The organism is Chryseobacterium sp. BGARF1 (assembly GCF_001677955.1).
In the GTDB taxonomy this organism is placed as follows: Bacteria; Bacteroidota; Bacteroidia; order Flavobacteriales; family Weeksellaceae; genus Chryseobacterium.
The window spans coordinates 33,292-56,165 of record NZ_LELA01000012.1; the positions used below are offsets into that span (position 1 = coordinate 33,292).

A 22,874-nucleotide genomic window follows, 5' to 3' on the forward strand; every position below is an offset into this window, starting at 1 on the left:
GCAAGTGAATTGAAAACGCAATCAAAAAATTGACAACGAAGTGAATTCACAATTAACATTTCACTTTTAAAGTTGAACCATCTCTGTCACCTCAACATCATAACCTCCAACCTGAGGTTTTACATTAGGATTTTGAGTAATTACTTTAAATTTATTGATTCCTAAATTCTTCAGAATCTGAGTTCCGATTCCGTAATCTCTGTAGTTAAATGCAGCAGTTGGATGCTTTTGCTGACCGTCCTGATAATTTAAAAACTGTTGTAATTTTCTTAGTGTATTTTCAGAATTTGAAACGTTATTGATGAAAATAATTGCTCCTTTTCCTGCTTCATTCACCATAGATGTCACTTTTTCCAATAATGGTTTTTCACCGTTATTCAATCTTGTCAACACATCAAAATAAGAATCAGAAGATTGTACTCTTACCAAAACAGGCTCATCAACAGTCCAAGACCCTTTTGTTAAAGCAAAGTGGATCTGGTCGTTTGAAGTCTCTCTGAACGCACAGAAATCAAATTCACCATAAGCAGTTTGTACTTTTCTTTCTTCAATTCTTTCGATTAAGTTTCCTTTTTTAAGCTGATAATGGATCAGATCTTCAATAGAAACGATTTTCATATCATGCTTCTGAGCAAAAACATGCAGATCCGGCAAACGAGACATAGAACCGTCTTCGTTCATAATTTCACAGATTACACCCCCTTCTTTTAATCCAGCTAAAGCAGTTAAGTCGATAGCAGCTTCAGTGTGACCTGCTCTTTTCAAAACACCACCTTTTCTTGCACGAAGCGGAAAAATGTGACCTGGACGCATAAAATCTGTTGGCTTAGATTTTTCATCCATCAAAGCCAAAATAGTTTTCGCTCTGTCGCTTGCAGAAATTCCGGTAGAAGTTCCGTCACCCAAAAGGTCAACAGAAACCGTAAATGCAGTTTCTTTAGGATCGCTGCTTCGGCTTACCATCACATCCAAACCTAATTCATCACATCTTTTTTCTGGAAGAGGCATACAAATCAATCCTCTACCATGAACTGCCATAAAATTAATTAATGCAGGGGTCGTTAATTCAGCAGCACAAAGAAAATCACCTTCATTTTCTCTGTCTTCATCATCTACTACTATGATTATTTTACCATTTTTAAGGTCTTCGATCGCCTCTGGAATAGTATTTAATTTAATATCTGACATTTTTACTTTAAATTTTCGCAAAGATACTCAATAAAATAAGCATCAACAATTAATATGAGCGGTTTGTTGTTTTCGTTGAATTTAACCACAAAAGTTTTTAACACATGAGTCACATAAGTTTTAGTTTAAAATATTGAAAACATTTTAGAACACATGAGCTTTGAAAATCAAAGATTTTCATTATATGCTTAATGAAATGGACAAACATTAATTTGAAATGCAAACTCATTTCATTTTGGAAATCATTCAAATAAGCATTTTTAAAAATCTTCGATTTTTTATCTAATATGTTCTAAAATATTTGCAGTAATTAAAAAATCTTTGTGACTTATGTGTTATTCAACCAAAGAATCTTTTGCTTTTCTTATTAAACTGTATGATTCTAAACGTTTTTGATGGTCGTAGATATGAGAATTGATCATTAATTCATCCACCTGATATTTTTCCTGAAAGTTTTTAATCTGTTCGGCAATTTCATCTTGGTTTCCGATAAAACTGAATTTTAATTTCTGCAAAAGCATTGATTTTTCCATTGCTGACCAAACCGTATCCATATCTTCAATCGGCGCTGGAAAAGGCTTCCTGTCATTTCTGATAATATTGATGAACGCCTGAAACAATGTCGTAGAAAGAAAATGGGCTTCTTCAGAAGTTTCTGCAGCAATTCCGTTCACACAAGCCAAAACAAAAGGTTTATCTAAATATTTTGAAGGCTCAAAATGCTCTCTGTAAATTTTAAAAGCCATATCCATTTGTTCGGGAGCGAAATGTCCTGCAAAAGCATACGGAAGTCCTAATTCTGCGGCCAACCAAGCGCTGTCTGTGCTGGAACCCAGAATATACATCGGAATATCTAAACCTTCACCGGGAATTGCACGAACCAACGCGTTTGAATTTTCTTTCGAAAAATATTTTTGTAATTCTAAGATCTGTCTCGGAAATTGCTCATTGATAATGGCTGGATTTCTTCCCAAAGCTTGAGCTGTTAAACCATCCGTTCCGGGAGCTCTTCCCAAACCAAGATCAATTCTTCCCGGAAAAAGAGATTCCAAAGTTCCAAATTGTTCGGCAATAACGAGCGAACTGTGATTTGGAAGCATAATTCCTCCTGAACCTACTCTTATTTTTTTTGTTCCGTTGGCAATGAAACCAATCAGAACTGAAGTTGCGGAACTGGCAATACTTTCCATATTGTGATGTTCGGCAAGCCAGAATCTTTTATAGTCTAAATTTTCAGTGTGATTTGCCAAAGACAAACTGTCCTGAAAAGTATCGTGAATGGTTTTCCCCTGTTTTACGGGAGCCAAATCAAGCACGGATATATTAAAATTTTTCATTTATTAAATTTAACCAAGCAAAGTTAAGGCTAATAAATCGTATTAGTTACTTTTTGTAATTGATGGAGTTGATTGGTGTGTTGTGGGAAAAACTATTGGAAAATATTTAATTTCAATAAACAAATCAATGCTTTTTTGTATATTTAAAACTTTAATTTTAAAAACATAACCATACCTTTAAAACATTAATGATGAAGATTTTGAGATTCATTTTCGCTATTCCTTTAGGAATCATCTTTTCAATTTTTGCAAGTATTATATTTGGCTTTTTTATAAAAATCTTTAATTATTTTAATACAACACTCTATGAGTACTCTGAATGGTTTCCAAAATTTATGGCAGGTATCATATTAGTAGTTGTAACTTATTTTATTGCGCCTTCAAAAAGAAAAATATTTTTATTTGCATCAATAATTATTGGCATTCTTGCATTTATTTTGAATAAAATATATTTTGATTTATTAGAATTTGCATTTTTAATAGGTATCCTTCTTGGAACTATAAATATATTTTTAAATCCTGATACTGATCAATAGAAGTAAACCACCTTACATAACAAAAGAAAGTAAAAAAAGGATTCAGTTTTTACCGAATCCTTTTCTATTTTAACTGTTATTTTTCTCCTTTTGATACGTAAAATGATTAATCAAAATTCTAATCTCATTAAATTCAAAATTATTTGGAAGAGCTGTTTTCCATTCATTTAATGTTTCTTTTGGTTCTCTGTAAAACATTTCCTGAAACGTTTTTATCTTATCAGAAGTTATCACTCTTGCAATGTCCAGCAAACCTTGTTCTGCAAATTTTGCCAAATGACCAATCACAGTTTCTTTTACCAAACCTCTTTCCATGGCAATTTCTGAAATCGTTTTTCCCTGTTCAAACAATTGGAAAGTAAGAACCTGAGACGGAACTTTTGCAATTTTCATGCTGACTTCCTTATCATTTTTTTCATCCAGAAGTTTGGTTTCCAGTAAATGAATTTCTTTTAGACTGTTCAGATATTCTTCAATATCTTCGAGCCAGTTTTTAAGCTCTTCATTGTATTGTTTTAAACCTTTTGCGCCTTTTATTTCAGCATAAAATTCTTTCAACGGATTAAAAACTTTATCTCTTATTTCGGTAAAAAAGAAATTGACTGCACCTTTTGATTTGCTTTCAATCTCGCTCCAATCTTCTTTCTTTTCAATAAATAAATTGACTTTCTGGAAAATAATACGCTCCAGTTTTTCGAAGATCTTACCTAAATTCAAAACATCACGTTTTAACTGAAGATACAGCTGATTCGATTTTGTACGGTCGATACTTTTGGTAACAATTGAAAGATTATTCCACTGCTCTACTTCTTTTAAAAACCATTGACAATCTACTGTACGAAGCACTTTTCTGATGCTGTAATCGTATTTTTCCTGATTTAAAATACTTTCAACATTATCATTTGCCTGAGTTTCGCCTTGGAATTTCAGAATTCGGTTGTCTTTAAAAATAACTTCTGGAGTAATTTTAGATTTTAAAACAATTCCCTCCAACGTTCGGCAACGCGACAAAGCCACATAAACCTGACCCGCCGTAAAGCTTTTTCCGGCATCGATAATCACTTTATCAAACGTTAAACCCTGACTTTTGTGAATTGTCACTGCCCAAGCTAATTTTATTGGAAACTGCTCAAAGCTTCCCAAAACTTCTTCTTTAATGTTCTTATCGGTATCGAGAGAATATTTTTTCTGTTCCCAAACCTCTCTTTTTACGGTAATTTCACGCTCGCTTCCTTCAAGAATAACTTTTACTTCGTTTTCATCTAAAGAAGAAATCTCGCCCAATTTACCGTTGAAATATTTTTTTTCACCCGTAATGTCATTTCTGATAAACATGACTTGAGCTCCGACCTTTAATTCTAAAAACTGTTCATTCGGAAACTGATTTTCTTTAAACTCACCAAAAAGTTTGGCTTCGTAAGACTTGGGACTTACTTTTATATCTTTCAGTTTTTCCTGATTGATATCATCTGCCATTTTGTTGTGCGAACAGAGATAAACATAAGGCTCTTCTCCCGCTTCGAAGCCCGGATCATACCTTTCATTCAGATGATTAAAATCGATATTGGCAACATCACCGTCACGAATCGCATTTAGAATTTCTAAAAAGTCCTGATCGGTTTGACGGTAAACTTTCGTTAATTCAATCGTCAGTAAGGGAATATCTTTAATCGCCAAACTATCAAAAAAGAAAGGCGAATTGTAAAACATTTTCAAGACATGCTCATCTCTCACCACTGGTGGAAGCTGATACAAATCTCCGATGAACAACATCTGAACGCCACCAAAACGCTGATTATTTCTACGGATAAATCTCAATGAAAAATCCATCATATCCAAAACATCGGCACGAAGCATCGAGACCTCATCAATGATCAAAACCTCAACTTCTCTTAACAATTTAAGCTTATCTTTTCGGTACTTGAAATGCTGCTGAAGGTCGATAATATTATTGGCCAAGCTACTGTCGATACGGTCTGTTGTCGGTAAAAAAGTACGCAAAGGCAAACCAAACATCGAATGAATGGTAACTCCGCCCGCATTGATCGCAGCAATTCCCGTGGGCGCCACAACAATGTGCTTTTTTTTCGTTTTCTTTACAAATTCGTTTAGAAATGTAGTTTTCCCCGTCCCTGCTTTTCCTGTAAGAAAAACACTTCGGCTGGTGTATTCAATTAAGTCAAAAAAATGATTGTTCATCGCGTACAAAATTACGGAAAATGTGAATAGGCATAAACTTTGATTTGCTTAAAAAAATTAATTTATGAAAAACTCGATCATTAAATATTCAACCATTGCATTAATCAGCGCATTTACAATCAGTTCATGTGCCTCTTCAAATTCTGCCAACAGCACAAATTTACCCATAGATATCGCAGACAGACCTGCAGATGAAAGCAGTAAAAAATATGATGAAGCCAATCTGGATAAATTAAAAAGCATCATTGAATCTGAGATTGCAAAAGAAAAATGCACCGTAACTTCTGAATGGACTTTTGCACCAATGGGAGCTAAAGCTTGTGGAGGTCCTGTTTCATATATTGCTTATCCTAAAAAACTGGAAACTTCAATTCTTAGAAAAATTGAAAATTACACACAAACAATGTCTGATTTCAATAAAAAATATGGCATTACTTCAGATTGTATGATGATTGCAGAACCTACAGGATTAAGATGCCAAGGGGAAAAAGCAGTTTTGGTTTATTAAAAAATTTAAATCAGTTTTATTGCGTGACAAAAAATATTTTAACCGCAAAAGATTCAAAAGAAATGGTTACGAAAATAAAAATTAAAAAGTTTACAAAATGTAAAAAACTAAATTGTCAATCATTTTTGCAAACTTTTGAATAACTTAAGTCCAATAAATCTTTTGATTCTTTTGCGGTTAAAAAGACACTATTTAATAAAAAAAGCTCTGAACTAATTTATAGTCAGAGCTTTTTAATTGTTTTAAGAGAAAATTCTAATCTTTATACCAAGAAGAATATTTTACATAATTATCTGCAATTCTATTCACTTCGCCTTCCAGAAGCGCTGCAGAAATATCTTTAATTTTTCTGGCAGGAACACCGCCCCAAACTTCACCAGATTTAATATGCGTTCCCTGAGTTACTACAGAACCTGCACCAACAATAGAATTTTCTTCAATTGTACAGTCGTCCATCACGATAGAGCCCATACCAATTAAAACATTGTCGTGAATTCTGCATCCGTGAACAATTGCATTGTGACCGATTGAAACATTATTTCCAATCTCTAAAGGGAATTTTTCGTACGTACAGTGTAACATCGCGTTATCCTGCACATTCACTTTATCACCCATCGTAATGTAATGCACATCACCTCTGATCACTGCATTGTACCAAATACTACAGTCTTTTCCCATCGTTACATTTCCGATAACCGTTGCCGTTTCTGCCAAAAATGTATTTTCACCAATTTTCGGTGCCTTTCCTAAAAGTTCTTTTATAAGTGCCATTTAAAATAATTTGAAAATTTGAAAATGAGCCAGTTTGAAAAAATTAATATTGAAATCACAAATTGCAAATTACAGTGATAGCAAAAATCTAACTCTCAACATCTAGCTTCTAACTTCTAAATCCGTATTTTTGTACTCTCAAATTTAACGAAAAAATGCGTACGATACTTATAGAACCAACAGAAAACCCAAAAGTGATGAAATTTGTAGCTGATTACAACTTGATTCCAGGGTCTTTAGAGTTGGACAGAGATTCAGATATATCAGAAATTCCTTTAGCACAAGAGCTTTTTAATTATCCTTTTGTTGAAAGAATTTTTATTACTGCTAATTTTGTAGCAGTTGCAAAACAAGATACTGTAGAATGGGAACATGTTGCAGAAAGTCTGAAAAATGTAATCGAAGACGAGCTTTTGGCCAATCCAAGAATTTATCTTCAGAAGAAAAAAGAAATGATTGAGATTTATGCTGAAATGACTCCGAATCCTAATGCAATGAAATTTGTATCAAGCAAAATGCTGATGGACGGTTTTGTAGAAGTAAAATCTAGAAATGAAGCTGAAGGCGTTCCTTTGGCGCAAGCAATCTTTACTGAATTTGATTTTGCGAAAGAAGTTTTTATTTCAGATAATTTCGTGGCAGTTACCAGAGATAATTCTGTAGAATGGCATCAGGTAATGATGGCTGTTCGTGGTTATATTGCAGAATATCTTCAAAGCGGAGGCGTAATTTCAAATATTGAGTCTCAAAAGCATGAAAACCCTGTAGAAAAAATTATCAACAGAGAGTATACCGATGATGAGCAGAAAATTTCTGACATTCTAAATGAATACGTTGCTCCTGCCGTAGAAAACGATGGTGGAAAAATTTCTTTGATGGAATACGACGCAGCCAACAAAACGGCAAAGATGTTGCTACAAGGTGCTTGTTCAGGATGCCCAAGTTCAACCGCAACATTGAAAGGAGGAATTGAAAATATTTTAAAACAATTCGTTCCTGAGTTAGTTGAACACGTAGAAGCTGTAAACGGATAAAAATATTAGTAATGAGTAATGTGCAATCAGCAATGCATTACTCATTACCAATTACTCATTACTTATATTTATGAAAGGAATATTATTAGTCAATCTCGGCTCACCAAGATCAACGTCTGTACCCGATGTAAGAGAATATCTTGATGAGTTTTTGATGGACGAAAAGGTAATTGATTACCGATGGTTTTTCCGTGCGCTTTTGGTGCAGGGAATTATTTTAAATACAAGACCCGCAAAATCTGCAGAAGCCTACAAAACGGTTTGGACCGATGAAGGTTCTCCATTGATTGTGATTACTCAGAAAATTCAGAAAAAACTTCAAAAGTTGGTGGATGTTCCGGTAGAGATCGGGATGCGATATGCACAGCCAAGTATTGAAGCAGGAATTCAAAAGTTGGTTGACCAAGGAGTTTCGGAAATCGTTCTTTTCCCATTGTATCCGCAATATGCGATGAGTACAACTGAAACGGTGATTGAAAAAGCCGAGGAAGTAAGAAAAAAGAAATTCCCGGGAATTAAGATCAATTACATTCAGCCTTTTTACAACAGAGAAATTTACATCGATTGTCTTGCAGAAAGCATCAGAGAAAAGCTTCCTGAAAATTTTGACGCATTACAGTTCTCTTATCACGGAGTTCCGGAAAGACATATTTATAAGACCGACCCTACCAATACGTGCAATTTGAACGACTGTTGTTCCAGAGAAAACAATCCAAGTCATCAGTTTTGTTATCGCCATCAATGTTTTGATGTGACCAATTCTGTAATCAAAAAATTAGGTTTACCGAAAGAAAAAGTGATGATTACTTTCCAGTCAAGATTAGGAAAAGACAAGTGGATGGAGCCTTATACTGATGAAACTTTAGAAACAATCGGTAAAAAAGGAATTAAAAACCTTGCCATTGTTTGTCCGGCTTTCGTTTCTGATTGTCTTGAAACTTTGGAAGAAATTTCTGTAGAAGGAAAACATCAGTTTGAACATGGTGGAGGGGAAAATTTCCATTACATTCCTTGTCTGAATGATGAAGACCGCTGGATCGATGTGGTAAAAACACTCTGCGAAGAAAAACTGAATGAGTTTTATTTAGTTTAAATCTTATTTTTAAAATATATAGAGGACATTTGAGAGATCAGATGTCTTTTTTTATTTATTTTCAACAATACCCCCTAAAAAAAACAATCAAAATAAAATAAAAATATGTTTTTTTTGAAAACTAACCACAATTTTAATAGGGGTTAGTTTTGTATTTTAATATTTTTTCATACTTTTACTCTATCAAAATATAGGGGTTAATTAAAATTTTTATAAATAATGAACACAAGTATAGAAATATTAAAAAAGAAGATAGAAAATTTCACTCCCGAAATTGCAGAAGCATTCATTAAGATCGTTGATAATTTAGATACCGCTGTAAGATCTAGTGTTCAACAATTTCAGTTGGATGAGGTCTCTAGCAGAATTGAATTTCACACAGAGAACCCTGCAACAAAACTTGATTTCTTTGAGAACATTTCTGAATTAGAAAAAATCTGTGCGTAATGAAAGTCTTACTGTCATCGATTGCAAAAAATGACATTAGAATGCTGATGCGGGTTTTCAATGCTGAAGAACAAAATAAAGACAAAGATTTCCTGAATGATCTAAAAGAATCGATCAATATTATTTTGAGTGATCATCACAAATTAGATATAAAAAATAGAGAACTTCAGGTTTACAAAACTAAAAATTTCCCTGTACAGATCCATTATTTATTTGAAGACAACGACAGTCTTTTTGTAACGGCCATTTTTAAAGAAAACAATTGAAAATACCCTTAATAAAGAACTTTTTTTGACATTATTATATAGTTTAATTTTTCTGTTGATGTCTTCTCTTAAGGCATTAAACACTTTCAACAGAACCTTCCAAATGTGCAAGTTTGGAAGGTTTTGTATTTTAAATTATAGCCTAAGTGCCTGTTTAAAAAGTAAGTTTATTTTTAACATTAAGGAATTAAGATCTTTTAGCTTAAAAATCTTAATAAAAATCAATTCATTGATTTCTTATTTGCATTTAGATCAATTAACTGAAATTCTTAATGTTAAAACAAGAATAAAGGTTATAAAAAAATATTGAATAAATTTTAAACAAGCTCTAAATATTACCTTACCGGTGTTCTGAATTCTCCGTATCCAGCCAAACCATCATAATTTCTACCGAACGGTTTGTAATATAAAAATGCCTGATAAAGATTTTCCGTCTGCCAGAAATTACCGTTGACCTCTCCTAAATTTAAAGAGCCATTCGCTTCTTTTGTTGCTAAAATATAATTGTAAAAACCTTGCTTCATATAAATTTTAGCAACATATTTCTTAGCGGCTTCATCGTAATGCATTTGGAATTCTTTGGTTGCTTTAAAATCATTAAATCCTCCTACAACATAGAGTTCTTTATCCATCAAATCAGAATCTAAAGAAAAATGCACCCAAGCATAATCAGCTTCACGAGCAGCATCTCTTTCTAATCCCAAATCATTTCTACGGTAATACCAAGCTCCGTTTACATCCGGTTGGTATTGATAATTTAAAGGATATGCCCAAACAGGATGAAGATACGTTTGATTGACTCCATCAACGATCCCAGTTTCTCGCACCATATCTGCCGCCATTCTCATGTTTTTATTATCAAAATAATAAAACTCATTATTTCCAGGAAAAGCAAGACCCAACTGTTGAAAAAGCAATTGATTACCCATCGTTGCACTTGGCTTCTGATTCGTGATCTTCATATTCGGGTTGTTATTCTGCATCACCGTAAGTGACATAGAATTTACATTCGAAGTCAGGTCTCCGGCTTTCGCAACCGCCTGCACTTCTACCCTTTGATTGATATTTGGATTTTTAGCATCTGCAATTCTTGAAATATTCAGTGCCAAATTCACATTCTCTTCTACAATCGAAAACCTTCTTTTGAAAAGCGGCTGATCTACCGAGCTTTTGTAAACGATCAATTCGAAATTCCCTGAAATTTTTGGTTGCATTTTCTCATTCGGAAACTTTAAAGTATAATGAGTATAAGCCTGAAGCGTATTAAAAGAATACTGAAACTGATCCAGCAAAGCATTCATCGAACCATTGGCAATTTCACTAAAAAAAAGATTGTCATCTTCCCAGTTTCTGTCGAAATGTTTGATGGTGTAACGATACAATTCGCTTGAATTGGTTAAATCATCAAAACTCAACACAAATTGCTGGTTCATTGTGATAACCGGCGTTTCGTCATTGGTCTGAGGATTAAACAACTGAATACTTTGAATGTTCTGCCCGAAAGCCAGCGAACCTAAACTGAGTAAAAATATCTGCAACGTTTTCATTATGACGAAGATAACGAATCTCTAAAGAATATTGTATTTTTGATAAAAAAATATTCAGAATATGTTTCAAATACAGGCCTTCGTGTTCAATTTTGCAAGTGAAAATACTTACGTTCTTTTTAATGAAAATAAAAATGCTTGGATCATCGATCCGGGAAATATGAACGAGCAGGAAACCAAAGCTATCGAAAATTTCATCAAAGAAAATGAGTTAAAGATTGAAAAGATCATCTTGACCCACGCTCATATTGATCATGTTTTGGGCTTACAGTGGGCTTTTGATACATATAAAGTTCCGGTAACGATGCACCAGGAAGACCAGGAGGTTTTAGATATGCTTCAGGCAAGCGGAGCAAGGTTTGGCTTTCAGGTCCCTGCAGTAAAAGTTAATACCGAATACATCAACGAAGGTGACGAACTGGACTTTGACGGAGAAAAATTTAAGATTTACCATGTTCCGGGACATTCTCCGGGAAGTGTGGTTTACCATAATGAAACTCAAAAATTTATGATCTCTGGTGATGTTTTGTTTGAAGGAAGCATCGGAAGAACAGATCTGTACAAAGGAAATTATGATCAATTAATTGATGGAATTAAAACCAAACTTTTTGTGTTGGATGACGAAACACAGGTCTTTTCAGGACACGGAAATCCCACAACGATCGGTTTTGAGAAGCAGTATAATCCGTTTTACAGAGTACAATCACAATAAAGAAACCAAAATTAAAGAGGTTAAAAAAATTAACCCATCCTACACTTCCTTCTTTCGACTGAAAGTTAAAAACCAAATAAAAATCAGGATTTAAATTGTGAATAACTCTGTGGATAAAATTGTGGATAACTTTTTAATTTCGTAAATTATTGATTTTAAGCAACATATACATAAAAGTCATTAAGACAATATTTTACTCATTGTTGATAACCTACAAAGATATCAACAATCCTTAATCAAAATAATTTCTAATAAACATAAAAACATTGATGATAGGGAAATTAACAGTGAACGACAGTAAAATTGTTCAACCTTACATTTCCCTCTCTCTTTTGTTTTTTTTATTGATGAAACACAAAAAAAAAACCCTCAAAAAAGCTACAGTTACATTTTTAACGGTTTTATATATTTTATAAATTTTATAAAACAGACAAGCCCCCTATTAAGAACTTATTTTTTGAAAAAAAACTTAATGCAATTCAACATTCAAAAAACTTAAAATAAAATCAGCTTTTAAATTGTGGATAAAATTGTGGATAACTCAAAAACATTATAAAATATCTATCTAAAAGCTATATAGAGGGCTATTTTTAAAAATAACAAGATTCTATATTGTTAGTAACTTATGAAGATATTAATAGTACTTATCTAAAAACAACCTCCATTTATGGAAAGTAGAATCACAATAAAGAAATCAATAATGAAGTTATCAACCAATTAATCAATCCTACACTTCCTACATTTTTTTTAAGCGGTTCAAATTACATTTACACAGCAAGTACACCGATACGATACACCAAAACGTATTATTGACAACACTGAGCAAAAGCATGCCAAAACAACCGCTACAATCCTAACTTTAACAGACTTAGAGCTGGTTTAAAATTTATTCAATATTTTTATTATAACTTTTCCTTAATTTTCTAAATTAAAATAAACTTTGTTTATTCTTATTTTAACATTAAGAATTTCAGTTAATTAATCTAAATTCAAACAAGAAACCAATGAATTGATTTTTATTAAGTCCTTTAAGCTAAAAGATCTTAATTCCTTAATGTTTAAAATAAACTTAATTCAGGCTCTTAATGTTTTTAATACTATTAAAAAGTATACTTAAAAAACACTGTACTAGTCGATGAAGAATTTTTCACACGATAAAATAAACGAAAATTTAAAAACTAAAGACGATATTAAATTTAAACCTAATTTTAATCGTATTTATCAACAATAAATTGTGGATAAGCCTGTGGATAACTTTGTGGATAACATTTAACCTAATCAATAATAGACTATCTATCAATTAGATAATATTAATTTTTTCAATTGAATTTAGAACAAAATAATAAAATCTATTTTTTTAAAAAAATTTACAAATTCAAGATTGTCAGAAAGTTAATAAAAAAGAGAATTTTTATTACTAAAATAGTTGTGGAAACTCTGTGGATAAAATTGTGGATAACTCTAAAAAAGTCTGATTATCAATAACAATATATATAAAAAGCTATCCCCAAAAGGACAGCTTATATATTATTTGCAAGAAAAATTAACCTGCAACAATCAACTTTAAAATTATTTCCACTTTATATTGCAACCCATGCTCGGTCTCTGAATTTCTTCCTGAGGTTCACCGATTAAAAGATTTTCAAAAGCAATAATTAAATCTTCACCCGTCACTTCTTTATGATTTCCAGGTCTTGAATCATCCATCTGCCCTCTGTAAATAAGGTCTAATTTATCATCAAAGAAAAAGAAATCCGGCGTGCAAGCTGCATCGTAAGCTTTTGCAATTGCCTGGCTTTCGTCATATAAATAAGGAAAATCAAATTTTCTTTCGATTTGAAACTCAATCATTTTTTCCGGAGAATCTGCAGGATATTTTTCTACGTTATTAGAATTGATGGCGATAAACTCAATTCCTGCCTCATTATAATCTTCATAAAGTTCTGTCAACTTATCAATAATGTGAAGTACAAACGGGCAGTGGTTGCACATAAAAATTACCAAAGTACCTTTTTCACCTTTCAAGTCGTCTAATGACTGAATTTCATTACTTTTTGAAGGATTTGGAAGTTCAAAAAAAGGAGCTTTTGTACCTAATGCCAACATATTTGAGGGAGTATTCATATCTTTTTTATTTATCAACAAAGATAAAGATTTCTTTTATTATGTAAGAGAGATGATGGAAGATGAATGATGGAAGTTTAAGCAGGTTCTTTCAAAAAAATCAATCTATTGAGTTAGACTATGTAATTCATCTATTTTTACAATAACATTAAAATGATCTCTATCAACTCCCATTCTTGCAGCATTCAGTAAATGATAATAGTTCTCCAAACCTTTCATAAAAAATTAAATTTTAAAATTTGTTTGGAAGATGTATTTAAAAGTTTGTAGTTTTGCTAACACTGTTAGTAAAATAAAATCATGGGTTTACATGAACGTCGTCAAAGAGAAATAGAATCTATCCGTGCAAATATTTTGCAGGCTGCATTCACTTTGGCTAAAACTGACGGTTGGGCATCACTTTCTATTCGTAAGATAGCAGATGCTATCGAATACAGTGCACCAGTGGTTTATGATCATTTCGAAAACAAAGAAGCGATTTTATATGAAATTTCTATCAACGGATTTCATTGCCTTCAAATAGAATTACTAAAAGCTCAAAAGAAACACGAAACCCCGGAAGACCAATTGACAGCAATTGTAGACGCTTATTGGAATTTTGCCTTTAAGAATAAAGAATATTACCAATTGATGTTCGGTTTGGGAATGCAGTGTAGCGGAAAAGGTTTAATGAAAGAAGAATTTTCGTCTTTTCAGGATATGATCTTCGACTGTACTTATGAAATTATCAAGAAAAAAGAATCCAACGAAGATGGTGCTTGTCACTCTTCTCATGCTTTGTTTTCTGCAGTTCACGGATTGATCTCGATCATGATGATGAGAAATGATGACATTCCTTCAACGATGAACAAGACCACTTTAGACGAAACGGTTTCGGCCTTTATTAAATCTTTGTAAATTTTTTTTTGAACTAAAAATTAACACTGTTAGGAAAAGTAACACAGAATAACTATCCTAATTTAATTAATATAAACAAAAACTTTAAAAATGAAATACGATTTTTTCACATTATTTCTTGCCATTTTTTTTTCTTCTCATTAACACTGTTAAGAAAAAACAACACCAAAAACAACTCAAACCAAAACTTAACTCAAAAATTGTGATCATGGAAATGACAATCTAAACCAACAGTTAAAATCAGGTATTTTTTTTGGCTTCTCAATTAACACTGTTAAGAAAAATAACACGCAAAACCACTCAAACCAAAATTTAATTCAAAAATTGTAATCATGGAAATGACAATCTAAACACAACGTAAAATCAGGTATTTTTTTTAACCCATTTATTAACACTGTTAGAAAATATAACTTATTTAAAATAAAAAACAACATTACTTAAATTAACACTTCATTAAAAAAATAAAACTTAAAATGAAAACAACTGCAAAAGCAAAATTGATCATACTAATATCGAGTATCACTCTTTTACAAAATTGCACAAAAGCAGCAGAAGGCACTAATGCTGCTCCACCCGCTCCAGAATTGCCAGTTTATACCGTTACTACATCTCCAGCAACAATATATCAGGAATTTCCAACCGCACTGGAAGGAAAGAACAATGTGGAGATCAGGTCTCAAGTTGACGGATATTTAGATAAAATTTATGTAGAAGAAGGTGCTTATGTAAGATCCGGGCAAGCTTTATTTAAAATAGATTCCAGAGCTTACGGGGAACAAATGAATATGGCCAATGCTAACTTACAGGTTGCTAATGCCAATATTCAAAAAGCAAAAGTTGAGGTGGACAGACTAGAACCTCTTGTATCTGCAAAAGTAGTTTCTGAAGTACAGTTGAGAACAGCAAAAGCAAATTACGCAGCAGCCGTTGCAGCCGCTTCACAAGCAAGAGCTTCAGTTGGCGGAGCAAAAATCAATGTAGGATTTACAACCATAACTGCACCAGTAAGTGGTTATATCGGAAGAATTCCTTATAAAAAAGGAAGTCTTATTTCAAGAACAGATCCAAGCCCGTTGACTTTATTATCAGACATCAGCGAAATTTATGCGTACTTCTCTTTAAGCGAACTTGATTTCATTGGTTTCCAGAAAAAATATTCGGGAGCAACTTTAAACGAAAAACTGAAAAATATGCCAATGGTAGATTTAGTGATTGCCGACAACAGCACGTATCCTGAAAAGGGTAAAATGAGCATTGTTGACGGACAATTCGACAAAACTACAGGAGCAATCAGTGTTCGTGCCGTTTTTCCAAATGCGAACGGAGCATTGAGAACAGGAAATACAGGTAGAATTCGTATGCCACAATTGATGTCGAATGCATTGATCATTCCACAGGAATCAACGTTTGAAATTCAAGATAAAACGTACGTGTATGTTGTTGGAAATGATCAGAAAGTGACCAGTAAACCCATTACTATTTCAGGAAAAACTGAAAACTATTACTTCATTTCTGATGGTGTAAAAGCAGGTGAAAAAATAGTTTATGTTGGCTTAGGTAACTTAAAAGACGGCGTTTCCATCAAATCCAAAAATATTTCTTCTGATAGTCTTTTGAAAGCAAGACCATTGTAAAAATCGTTTAAATTTTAACCACAAAAGTCACAAAAGATTTTTTTTCTGTTTGAAAAAGTGGAATGCTAAAATTTTAAAGTTCACAAAAACGAAGATCTAAGATTTTCAAAACTAATGTGTTTTTTTTAAAAGCAATACTTAAAACTTAATGTGACTAATGTGTTTAAAAACTATTGTGTCTTTTGACTTCGTCGAATCTTCGATTTGTGGTAAGAACATAGTTTAAACAACATTAAAAAAATAAACTTCTTATGTTAAAAAAATTCATAGATAGACCGGTACTTTCTACGGTTATCTCCATCATACTTTTGCTACTGGGAGCGATGTCGGTTTTCAACCTTCCGATCACGCTATTTCCCGATATTGCACCACCGAGTGTTCAGGTGACGGCATTTTATCCGGGAGCGAATGCAGAAGTTGTTGCCCGTTCCGTAGCAGTTCCGATTGAGGAAGCGGTAAACGGTGTTGAGAACATGACGTACATGACCTCAAACTCAAGTAACGACGGATCAATGACCTTGAGTGTATTTTTCAAGCAAGGTTCAGATCCAGATAACGCCGCAGTAAATGTTCAAAACCGTGTTTCGAAAGCCATGAGCCAGCTTCCACAGGAAGTTGTACAGGCGGGAATTTCGACTCAGAAAGTTCAAAACAGTATGATCATGTTCATGGGACTTTCGAGTAATGACCCGAAACAATACGACGAACTTTTCTTACAAAATTATTTGAAAATCAATGTGATTCCGCAAATACAGCGTATTCCGGGAGTTGCTCAGGCACAGGTTTTCGGAACAAGAGATTATTCGATGAGACTTTGGCTGAAACCAGATAGATTGGCTGCTAATAACCTTTCTCCGCAGGAAGTTTTAGCAGCAGTAAAAGATCATAATCTTGAAGCCGCACCTGGACGCTTGGGACAAGGAAGTAAGGAAACTTACGAATACATTTTAAAATATAAAGGTAAATTAAACAAAAACGAAGACTACGAAAATATTGCCATCAAATCGAACAGTGACGGTTCATTTTTAAGATTAAAAGATGTCGCAAGAGTAGAATTTGGTTCTTACACATACACCGCAGCGAACAGAGTTGATGGAAAACCGGTTGCAGGTTTTGCCATTCTTCAAACTGCTGGTTCTAATGCGAACGAAATTTTAACGGATATTGAAAAGCAGGTTGAGCAAATGAAGCCTTCGCTTCCAAAGGGAGTTGAGCCCATTATCATGTACAATTCTAAAGACTTTTTGGATGCATCAATTCATCAGGTTGTAGAAACTTTAATTATCGCATTCATTTTGGTATTTATTGTAGTATATATTTTCCTTCAGGATTTCAGATCTACATTAATTCCTGCAATCGCCGTTCCGGTAGCAATTGTTGGTACATTTTTCTTCCTTCAATTGTTCGGTTTCAGTATCAATATGTTGACATTATTCGCATTAGTTCTGGCCATTGGTATTGTTGTGGATGATGCAATTGTCGTCGTAGAAGCCGTCCATTCTAAAATGGAACAGACAGGAATGCAGGTTGAACAAGCCACAACTCATTCGATGAGCGAAATTTCCGGAGCGATTATTTCTATTACACTGGTGATGTGTGCGGTATTTATTCCGGTTGGTTTTATGCAAGGTCCTGCAGGAGTTTTCTACAGACAGTTTGCTTTTACTTTAGTGATTGCGATTTTGATCTCTGCGGTCAATGCATTGACATTAAGTCCTGCTTTATGTGCTTTATTATTAAATGATCCTCAAGGAGAACATGGCGAGCACGGTCAGAAAAAAGGTTTTGGAGCAAAGTTTTTTAACGCTTTCAACAAGAGCTTTAATAACATGACCAAAAAATACATTTACAGCCTTAAGTTTTTAATTAAAAATAAATGGGTTGCGGTTACAGGTTTAGCAGCAATCACAGCAGCAAGTGTTTTCTTGATCAATAAAGCACCAACAGGATTTATTCCTACAGAAGATCAGGGATTTGTTTTGTATGCAGTGAACACGCCACCAGGAAGTTCATTAGACAGAACACACAAAGCAACTGAGCAAATAGATAAAATTATCAATGGTGAAAAAGCAAAAAATCATCTTTGGGTTGCCGACGGGATGAATTTCATCAGTAATGCCAATGCTTCGCCATATTCTGCAGGTTTTATTAAATTGAAAGACTATGAAGACCGTGGCGAAATGAAAGATCCAGATCAGATAGCAGCAGCTTTAACAGGAAAAGTAGCACAGGTAAAAGATGCAAACGCATTCTTCTTCAACTTCCCTACCGTACAAGGTTTTGGTAACGTTTCAGGTTTTGAATTTATGTTACAAGACAAGACCAATGGCTCTTTTGAACAATTGGGGATCAATACTCAGGTTTTCATTGGAGAATTGATGAAACGTCCGGAAATTGCTTTTGCTTTTACAACTTACGCAGCCGGAAATCCTCAATATACCATTGATGTTGATACCGATAAAGCCAATCAGTTGGGAGTTTCTATTACAGAATTGATGCAGACCATGCAGATCTATTATGGAAGTAGTTTCGTTTCAGATTTCAACAGATTCGGTAAATATTATAGAGTGATGGCTCAGGCAGATATTCCTTACAGAACCGATGCTAATTCTATGGAAGGAATTTATGTTAAAAATAAATCGGGCGAAATGGTTCCTGTAAAAACTTTGGTTACTTTAAAAAGAACTTTCGGACCTGAAACGGTTTCACGAAACAACTTATTCAACGCCGTAACCATCAACGGAACTCCAAAACCTGGTTACAGTACCGGAGACGCCATTAAAGCCGTAGAAGAAGTTGCTCAAAAATCACTACCAAGAGGATATGGTTACGAATGGACCGGAATTACACGAGAAGAAATTAAAACCGGTGGACAAACTGCTTTTGTATTTATGCTAAGTATTTTGTTTGTGTATTTCTTATTGGCAGCTCAGTACGAAAGTTACATCCTTCCGTTTGCCGTTATTTTAACCATTCCTACAGGAATTTTCGGAGTATTTGCTTTCACAGGATTAGCCGGAATTGACAATAACATTTACGTTCAGGTCGGATTGATCATGCTCGTCGGATTGTTAGCGAAAAATGCGATCCTAATCGTAGAATTTGCCGTTCAGCGAAGAAAAGCAGGAAAAACATTGATTGAATCTGCACTTCAGGCTTCAAGATTACGTTTAAGACCCATTTTGATGACTTCATTTGCTTTCATTATTGGTATGTTGCCGTTAGTTTGGACTCAAGGAGCAGCAGCAAAAGGAAATCACTCGATTGGAATCAGTACCGTTGGTGGAATGTTTACAGGAGTTGTATTCGGAATCTTCATTATTCCGGTGATGTATGTAATCTTCCAGTATTTACATGAAAAAATGCCGAGCAGAAAACAAAAAAGACTTCAAAAACAAAAATTGGAGGAAGAACTTTTGGCAACAGCACATTAATAAAAATGATCAACAAAACTTTGAGAATGTTTTTTAAAACTAAAATTTTAAACGCAAAGAATTAGAAACATACTATTTATTAAAGGAGCAAAGAAATGCGACAAGTCGCTGATGAAGCGAGTGGATATTCGTTCGCTTTTTAAAATCAATTTTAATTGATTAAAACTTTGCTCCTTAAAAATAGTAAGAATTTAAATAAAACTTTGCGTTAAAAAAACTTAGAATCATTAAGCAAAAATATTCTCCTACTAAAGACATTTTGCTTAATCTCAAAGTTTTGTAATCAATTTAAAAATATAGACTTATGAAAAGAGTAAAAAATATAATCATCGCTTTTGGGATTGCATTAGGTGCAGTTTCCTGCGTACCAAAATTGGCATATCAGGAAACGAAACCCGAACTTCCCGAAACATTCAAATACACCGCAACTGCAGACACTGCAAGCGTTGCCAACTTAGAATGGAAACAGTTTTTCAACGATTCCATTTTACAGGATTTAATTGAAAAAGGAATTAAAAACAATTACGATCTACAAATTGCTTTAAAACAGGTCGCTTCTTCACAGGAAAAACTGAAACAGGCAAAATATCTTCAATATCCTGATGTAGGTTTCGGAGTTTCGGCACAGATTTCAAAACCTTCAAAAAACAGCATGAACGGACAAAGCTTAAATTTATTTTTAGGTCAAAGTCACGTTGAAGATTACAATGCCGCATTCAACTTATCTTGGGAAGCAGACATTTGGGGAAAAATTAAAAACCAGCAGGAAGTTTCAAAAATGAAGTATCTGCAAACTTATGAAGCTACAAAAGCAATTCAAACACAAGTTGTTGCGGCAATTGCTCAAGGTTATTATAACTTGTTGATGCTTGATAAGCAATTACAGATTGCAAAATCAAATTTAGAATTAAGTACAAACACTCTTTCTCTTACAGAAAAATTGTGGCAAAGCGGCGATACGACTTCTTTGGGAGTTCAGCAGGCAACCGCTCAAAAGCAATCGACAGAACTTTTGATTACTCAATTGGAACAAAATATTGCAATCCAGGAAAATGCTTTGAGTATTTTGGTCGGTGAAAACCCAAATAAAGTCAACAGAACCATTGAAATGTCTGACACTTCTTTACCACAAGATATTTCTGCGGGACTTCCGGCAGCGATGGTAAGTCGTCGTCCTGATGTTCGCCAACAAGAATTGGTTTTATTGGAATCAAATTCCTTGGTAGGAATTGCACAGGCAAATATGTATCCTGCATTGAAAATTACAGCAAATGGCGGAGTCAATTCATTTAAGATTGATAACTGGTTCCAGATTCCAGCATCTTTGTTCGGTTCTGTTTTGGGAGGTCTGACTCAGCCTATTTTCCAAAAAAGACAATTGAAAACAGATTTGAATGTTGCGAAAATTCAGAGAGAGAAAAACGTTTTGGCATTCCGTCAGTCTGTTTTGAATGCAGTTGGTGAAGTTTCTGATGCTTTGGTCTCTAATGAAAGTTTAAAAGTTCAGGAACAAAAAGCAACAGAACAGGTAACAACTTTAAAAAATGGAATCAAAAGCGCTGAAATGCTTTACAAAGGCGGAATGGCAAATTACTTAGAAGTGATCACAGCTCAGGGAAATTCTCTACAGGCTGAACTGAATCTTGCGTCTGTAAAAAGACAGAGATTAAGTAGCATTGTAGATTTATACCGAGCTCTAGGTGGCGGTTGGAAGTAGTAAATTTAATTATATTGTTAATGAAATGTGGTCTCTCGAGGCTGCATTTTTATTTTAAATTAAAAAACTTATAAATAGTCGCCGTCATTCAGAGCTGAACTAAGTGGAGTGAAGAATCTATAAAATATTTGCTGAGGTTCCTAATGAATGATATAGTGTACGCTGATTTTTTAAACGCAAAGTTTTATTTAAAAGATGTGTGATTTTTAAGGAGCAAAGAATAGCGACAAAGTCGCTTAAGCAGAAGCTTTATCAGAATCAATTTTATTGATTCAATTCTTTGCTCCTTAAAAATATTCAGAATAAAAATAAATCTTTGCGTTAAAAAAAGAAATTACTTTTGTGTTTGCTCATTAATATACCCAATCAATCCATCAAAATTCTCCTGAGAGTACCCCAATTGCAAATAATGAATATCATCTGCTTTTCGATACCAAGTCAATTGACGTTTTGCATATCTTCTGCTGTTTTTTTTAATTTCAAAAATGGCAAATTCCAAATCCCATTCGCCATCAAAATATTTAAATAATTCTGAATATCCAACGGTATTCAAAGCGGTCAAATATTTGAATTTTTCTAAGCTTTTCGCTTCATCCAGCAAACCTTTCTCCATCATGATATCCACTCTCCTATTGATTCTGTCGTACAGTTCTTCTCTCGGAGCTTCAATTCCAATTCGAATGACATTGAAATCTCTTGAATCTTGCGAAACAGCAATCAATTCAGAATATTTTTTATCGGTTTGCCAAATAACATCAATGGCACGTAAAAGCCTTCTATGATTTTGAAAATCCACAACTGAAAAATATTCAGAATCGAGTTCTTTCAACATTTCCTGAAGCTTTTCAATACCATCGTTATCCAGAATTTCCTGTAATTTAATTTGATTCTCTTCATTCGCTTCAGGCAAATCATTCAGACCTTCAATTACCGCTTTTTCATACATCATACTTCCGCCAACCAAAATGACAGTATCATATTTTTCAAAAAGTTCGTTGAGTTTTTTTAAAGCATCTTCCTCGTATTGCCCGATCGAATAATATTCCTCAACTGAAAGATTTCCAATAAAATGGTGAGGTGCTTCCGCCAATTCTTCTGCAGATGGAGAAGCCGTTCCAATAATCATTTCCTTAAAAAACTGGCGCGAATCGCAGGAAACAATTTCTGTACTGAAATGTTTCGCCAAATCAATGGCCAATCTTGTTTTTCCAATTCCGGTAGGTCCTACAACAGAAATCAAATTTTTATTTTTCACTTTGCTAATTTACGAAAATTGATTTTCTATTTTTCTGAATTTCCTGGAAGATGGAAGTCAAAAGCAGGAAGTTTAGAATTGGGGATAATTTATTCACAACAATCTTCCTACATCCAACTTCCAGCCAATCGACTTTAGCTAAACTATAAACTGAAATGTTTATCTTTGTACGACA

The 22,874-nt window shown here is 33.7% G+C and carries 18 protein-coding genes; 11 read left to right on the forward strand and 7 right to left on the reverse strand.

From position 1 onward, the window contains the following. Positions 1-66 precede the first annotated feature (66 nt). Positions 67-1,188 (reverse strand): 3,4-dihydroxy-2-butanone-4-phosphate synthase, encoded by a 1,122-nt coding sequence (ribB, locus tag AB671_RS02650; protein ID WP_066674980.1) that lies wholly within the window; start codon positions 1,186-1,188, stop codon positions 67-69. A 335-nt stretch (positions 1,189-1,523) separates the two neighbouring features. Beyond that, complete coding sequence (locus AB671_RS02655; RefSeq protein WP_066674978.1) at positions 1,524-2,525, reverse strand: LLM class flavin-dependent oxidoreductase; 1,002 nt, start codon at positions 2,523-2,525, stop codon at positions 1,524-1,526. Positions 2,526-2,716: 191 nt separating this feature from the next. Here AB671_RS02655 and AB671_RS02660 point away from each other — a divergent pair, with 191 nt between their 5' ends. After that, complete coding sequence (locus AB671_RS02660; RefSeq protein WP_157444108.1) at positions 2,717-3,061, forward strand: hypothetical protein; 345 nt, start codon at positions 2,717-2,719, stop codon at positions 3,059-3,061. Positions 3,062-3,130: 69 nt separating this feature from the next. On the opposite strand, the gene AB671_RS02665 is transcribed toward AB671_RS02660, so the two are convergent. After that, complete coding sequence (locus AB671_RS02665; RefSeq protein WP_066674974.1) at positions 3,131-5,260, reverse strand: helix-turn-helix domain-containing protein; 2,130 nt, start codon at positions 5,258-5,260, stop codon at positions 3,131-3,133. 64 nt (positions 5,261-5,324) lie between these two features. Here AB671_RS02665 and AB671_RS02670 point away from each other — a divergent pair, with 64 nt between their 5' ends. Further along, a complete protein-coding gene (locus AB671_RS02670; protein ID WP_066674972.1) occupies positions 5,325-5,768 on the forward strand; it encodes a hypothetical protein in 444 nt (147 codons plus the stop codon). Between the two features lie 255 nt (positions 5,769-6,023). Here AB671_RS02670 and AB671_RS02675 read toward each other — a convergent pair whose 3' ends face one another. Then, complete coding sequence (locus AB671_RS02675; RefSeq protein ID WP_066674969.1) at positions 6,024-6,539, reverse strand: gamma carbonic anhydrase family protein; 516 nt, start codon at positions 6,537-6,539, stop codon at positions 6,024-6,026. A gap of 155 nt (positions 6,540-6,694) precedes the next feature. On the opposite strand from AB671_RS02675, the gene AB671_RS02680 reads away from it, so the two are divergent. From AB671_RS02680 to AB671_RS02695, 4 genes are all read left to right on the forward strand, one after another. Then, entirely contained in the window at positions 6,695-7,573 is an 879-nt protein-coding gene (locus AB671_RS02680; RefSeq protein WP_066674967.1) for a NifU family protein, read from the forward strand. A gap of 70 nt (positions 7,574-7,643) precedes the next feature. Next, positions 7,644-8,666, forward strand: coding sequence for a ferrochelatase (hemH, locus tag AB671_RS02685; protein ID WP_066674959.1), 1,023 nt, complete (start codon positions 7,644-7,646; stop codon positions 8,664-8,666). Between the two features lie 219 nt (positions 8,667-8,885). Then, entirely contained in the window at positions 8,886-9,113 is a 228-nt protein-coding gene (locus tag AB671_RS02690; RefSeq protein ID WP_066674957.1) for a hypothetical protein, read from the forward strand. Beyond that, positions 9,113-9,379, forward strand: a complete 267-nt coding sequence (locus tag AB671_RS02695) for a hypothetical protein (protein ID WP_066674955.1) — start codon at positions 9,113-9,115, stop codon at positions 9,377-9,379. The genes AB671_RS02690 and AB671_RS02695 overlap by 1 nt, the downstream gene beginning before the upstream one ends. A gap of 335 nt (positions 9,380-9,714) precedes the next feature. Here the strand turns inward: AB671_RS02695 and AB671_RS02700 are convergent, their stop codons facing one another. Beyond that, the gene (locus AB671_RS02700) at positions 9,715-10,926 is read right to left on the reverse strand and encodes a DUF5103 domain-containing protein (RefSeq protein ID WP_066681852.1); all 1,212 of its coding nucleotides are present in this window, start codon (positions 10,924-10,926) and stop codon (positions 9,715-9,717) included. Positions 10,927-10,987: 61 nt separating this feature from the next. Here AB671_RS02700 and AB671_RS02705 point away from each other — a divergent pair, with 61 nt between their 5' ends. Further along, on the forward strand, positions 10,988-11,638 hold the full coding sequence (locus AB671_RS02705) for an MBL fold metallo-hydrolase (protein WP_066681849.1): 651 nt from the start codon (positions 10,988-10,990) through the stop codon (positions 11,636-11,638). A 1,569-nt stretch (positions 11,639-13,207) separates the two neighbouring features. On the opposite strand, the gene AB671_RS02710 is transcribed toward AB671_RS02705, so the two are convergent. Further along, positions 13,208-13,762, reverse strand: a complete 555-nt coding sequence (locus tag AB671_RS02710) for a thioredoxin family protein (RefSeq protein ID WP_066680864.1) — start codon at positions 13,760-13,762, stop codon at positions 13,208-13,210. A 300-nt stretch (positions 13,763-14,062) separates the two neighbouring features. On the opposite strand from AB671_RS02710, the gene AB671_RS02715 reads away from it, so the two are divergent. The 4 genes from AB671_RS02715 to AB671_RS02730 all read left to right on the forward strand — a co-directional run bounded on the left by AB671_RS02715 (position 14,063) and on the right by AB671_RS02730 (position 21,444). After that, a complete protein-coding gene (locus tag AB671_RS02715) occupies positions 14,063-14,659 on the forward strand; it encodes a TetR/AcrR family transcriptional regulator (RefSeq protein ID WP_066680863.1) in 597 nt (198 codons plus the stop codon). Between the two features lie 473 nt (positions 14,660-15,132). Then, positions 15,133-16,293, forward strand: a complete 1,161-nt coding sequence (locus AB671_RS02720; RefSeq protein WP_066680861.1) for an efflux RND transporter periplasmic adaptor subunit — start codon at positions 15,133-15,135, stop codon at positions 16,291-16,293. Between the two features lie 251 nt (positions 16,294-16,544). Then, positions 16,545-19,727 carry an efflux RND transporter permease subunit gene (locus AB671_RS02725; RefSeq protein ID WP_066680859.1) on the forward strand — a complete coding sequence of 1,061 codons (3,183 nt, stop codon included), beginning with the start codon at positions 16,545-16,547 and terminating at the stop codon, positions 19,725-19,727. 304 nt (positions 19,728-20,031) lie between these two features. Further along, positions 20,032-21,444, forward strand: a complete 1,413-nt coding sequence (locus AB671_RS02730; RefSeq protein WP_066680858.1) for an efflux transporter outer membrane subunit — start codon at positions 20,032-20,034, stop codon at positions 21,442-21,444. A 334-nt stretch (positions 21,445-21,778) separates the two neighbouring features. Here AB671_RS02730 and miaA read toward each other — a convergent pair whose 3' ends face one another. Further along, positions 21,779-22,699: a tRNA (adenosine(37)-N6)-dimethylallyltransferase MiaA gene (miaA, locus tag AB671_RS02735; protein ID WP_082987217.1), complete on the reverse strand. Its 921-nt coding sequence runs from the start codon at positions 22,697-22,699 to the stop codon at positions 21,779-21,781. Positions 22,700-22,874: the final 175 nt, after the last annotated feature.